4 protein-coding genes are annotated in these 3034 nt (G+C 32.2%); 2 read left to right on the forward strand and 2 right to left on the reverse strand.

All coding sequences use genetic code 11. The features are described from left to right. Positions 1-534: 534 nt before the first annotated feature. Both HMPREF2953_RS10970 and HMPREF2953_RS10975 read right to left on the reverse strand, forming a co-directional pair. Complete coding sequence (locus HMPREF2953_RS10970) at positions 535-963, reverse strand: Hsp20/alpha crystallin family protein (RefSeq protein ID WP_070673432.1); 429 nt, start codon at positions 961-963, stop codon at positions 535-537. Positions 964-1062: 99 nt separating this feature from the next. Further along, positions 1063-1317: an epsilon-antitoxin gene (locus HMPREF2953_RS10975; RefSeq protein ID WP_002328003.1), complete on the reverse strand. Its 255-nt coding sequence runs from the start codon at positions 1315-1317 to the stop codon at positions 1063-1065. A gap of 762 nt (positions 1318-2079) precedes the next feature. Here HMPREF2953_RS10975 and HMPREF2953_RS10980 point away from each other — a divergent pair. Both HMPREF2953_RS10980 and HMPREF2953_RS10985 read left to right on the forward strand, forming a co-directional pair. Beyond that, positions 2080-2241 (forward strand): hypothetical protein, encoded by a 162-nt coding sequence (locus tag HMPREF2953_RS10980; RefSeq protein WP_002328004.1) that lies wholly within the window; start codon positions 2080-2082, stop codon positions 2239-2241. 67 nt (positions 2242-2308) lie between these two features. Then, positions 2309-3034 (forward strand): replication protein (locus HMPREF2953_RS10985; protein WP_070673434.1); only part of this gene is annotated, 726 nt, incomplete at its 3' end.

Raw genomic sequence — 3034 nt, forward strand, 5'->3', positions numbered from 1 at the left:
TATCAGTGGTGTTGACGAACTAATAAGTAAAGTTAAAGAAGGAGAAGAAAATAAAGGTGAGTTATAAAGATTTTTTTGATAAATAATTTTAGACAAGAGCGAAGCGAATTTTAACAAACACGCTTGACGGAAAAAGAGTACAGTTTCACGTGAGTGATCTGTACTCTTTTTTAGCACGATAGCAACCAAAATATTTTGGTGGGTGTAAGTGCGCCCTTAGCACAACGTAGAAAAAATTCGGTAGATTTTTTTACTGCGTATAAGTGCGCCCTTTGGTATATAAAAATGATAGAAAAGGAGTGGTACTATGTTTCAAGCTATAGCTTGAAACTGAAAGACTGAAATTCTGTGCTGCAACACCAAATGATATTAATTAATTAGAGATAATTACTTATCGGAAAAGTATGGTTATCAAGATCAAATTATTTATTCGATTTTAGATAGTGAATGGAGAAAGAAAAAATAATTTATTTTTACGAAAAAAAGGCGCCTATAAAATTTTATAGACGCCTTTTTTTCGTAATTTTTTAATTACTACTCAATTGGAATAGCTTTTTTTATTTCTTTGTTACTATCTTTTGGCAAGGTTAGTTTAAGAATTCCGTCTGAATAAGAAGCCTTTATTTCGTCTTCTTTAATATTTTCTAATAAATATTGACGTCGGACACTTGTTAAACTACGTTCGCTACGAAGCAACCTTCCTTTTTTATCTTCGGTTGCTTTATCAATTTGGTTTTGGCCACTAATTGTTAATACTCCGTTTTCGTAAGTAACTTGAATGTTTTCTTTAGGAATACCAGGAAGTTCAGCTTCTACAAAATATTCATTATCAGTTTCATGAATATCTGTTTTGATTAAATTTGGCTTAAAATCATTGAATAAATTACGACTAAAGTCTTCAAAAAAATTGAAAGGTGTCATGTTATATGTGTCTGAGTTACGTTGTTGAATTTCGTTTGACATAATAATCAATCCTTTCTATATTTTCTTTTCAATTATTATTTTAGTCAAAAAAGGGCAGTTTTCAAGTATTAAGCTATTTGAAAATTGTGAAATTATTTTTCATGTGATGCTATCAGCATATTTTTTTATCGCTCGTAAATACTCATGATAGGCTTCTAGTTCTTCAAGAGATAATTTAAATAAATTAATTTGATTCATGTTTGATAATTGATTTAGTAAGTTTGTTTGTGGGTTTTTAGAATCACTTTTATCGAATTCATTATTTAAAACAAAGTTCAACATTTTTGAGTGAATCGCTGATTGAAATTCATTGATTATCTCAATTTCAAATGTTTTTCTGTAATCTAATCCCATGTTGTTTGCTCCTTTCTGGTTTCGCTTTGCTCAACTAAACATTTACTTTTAATTAAACAGACTTTGCTAGTTTAATCAAAAGTAAACGTGCGAATAAAAAGCAAATCATTTTTAAAGCTCATAAAATGCGTTCTAAGGCGTTTTGATTCTTATGGGTATATTTCTCTATTGTTTTGTTTTTAAAAAGCCTGTATCAGCCTAAAAATGCGTTCTAAGGCGTTTTAGCGTTTATTTCGTTTAGTTGTCGGCATAATCGTTAAAACAGCGGTTCTCGTAACGTAAAAGCCCTTGAGCGTAGCGTGGCTTTGCAGTGAAGAGGTTCGCTGTTAGATTATGAAAGCCGATAACTGAATGAAATAATAAGCGATAGCCCACTATTTCGGTAGGAAGAGGCTCAAGGGAGTTTGAGGGAATGAAATTCCCTCATGGTCTTATGGTTTAAAAAATTGCTTGCAATTTTGCCGAGCGGTAGCGCTGGAAAATTTTTGGAAAAAATTTGGAATTTGTAAAAAATGGGGGGCGAGGAAGCGAATTTTGCTTCCGTACTACGACCCCCCATAGTGTGCCGAGTGCCAATTTTTGTGCCAAAATCTCTTGAAGCTAACAGGGGCAAGGGGTTTGGTCACTTTTGAATCGCCAACGAATCGCCAACGTTTTCGCCAACGTTTTTTTAAAATCTATATATTAGTTTCTTTATTGTTGCTTATATAGCTACAAAGTGATACACTATTTTTATAAAATTATTTGATAGGGGTTTTTTTAATGGTGATTTCAGAATCGAAAAAAAGAGTTATGATTTCTCTGACTAAAGAGCAAGATAGGAAATTAACAGATATGGCAAAACAAAAAGGTTTTTCAAAATCTGCGGTTGCAGCGTTAGCTATAGAAGAATATGCAAGAAAGGAATCAGAACAAAAAAAATAAGCGAAATCTCGCGTTTTTAGAAGGATACGAGTTTTCGCTACATGTGTTTTGATAAGGTAATTATATCATGGCTGTTAAAAATACTAAAGCTAGACATTTTGGGTTTTTATTATATCCTGATTCAATTCCAAATGATTGGAAAGAAAAATTAGAGAGTTTAGGCATTTCAATGGCTGTTAGTCCTCTACACGATATGGATGAGAAAAAAGATGAAGATACGTGGAATAGTAATGATGTTATACGGAATGGAAAGCATTATAAAAAACCACATTATCATGTTATATATATTGCTCGAAATCCAGTAACAATAGAGAGTGTTAGGAATAAGATTAAGAGAAAACTGGGAAATAGTTCGATTGCTCATGTTGAGATACTTGATTATATCAAAGGTTCATATGAATATCTTACGCATGAATCGAAAGATGCTATTGCTAAGAATAAACATATTTACGATAAAAAAAATATTTTGCATATTAATGATTTTGATCTTGACCGCTATATAACACTTGATGAGAGTCAAAAAAGAGAGCTGAGAGATCAATTGGTAGAGATTATAAATCAATGTGGAATAGTCAATTTGAAGGAATTAAAGGCTTTTCTTGACTGGAGAGGACAAGAGTTTGGAATCTCTAATCAAAGAGATGTGACTGATGTAATTGGTTCGAATGGGAATCTTTTTCGCATGGCTTTTGATGGTAATTACCAGAATGGTTTTCGCCCACAATATGCAAGAAGAGTAGACCCTGAAACTGGTGAAACTATCAGTGGTGTTGACGAACTAATAAGTAAAGTT

The sequence above is a fragment of the Staphylococcus sp. HMSC072E01 genome (assembly GCF_001814125.1).
Lineage (GTDB): Bacteria > Bacillota > Bacilli > Staphylococcales > Staphylococcaceae > Staphylococcus > Staphylococcus hominis.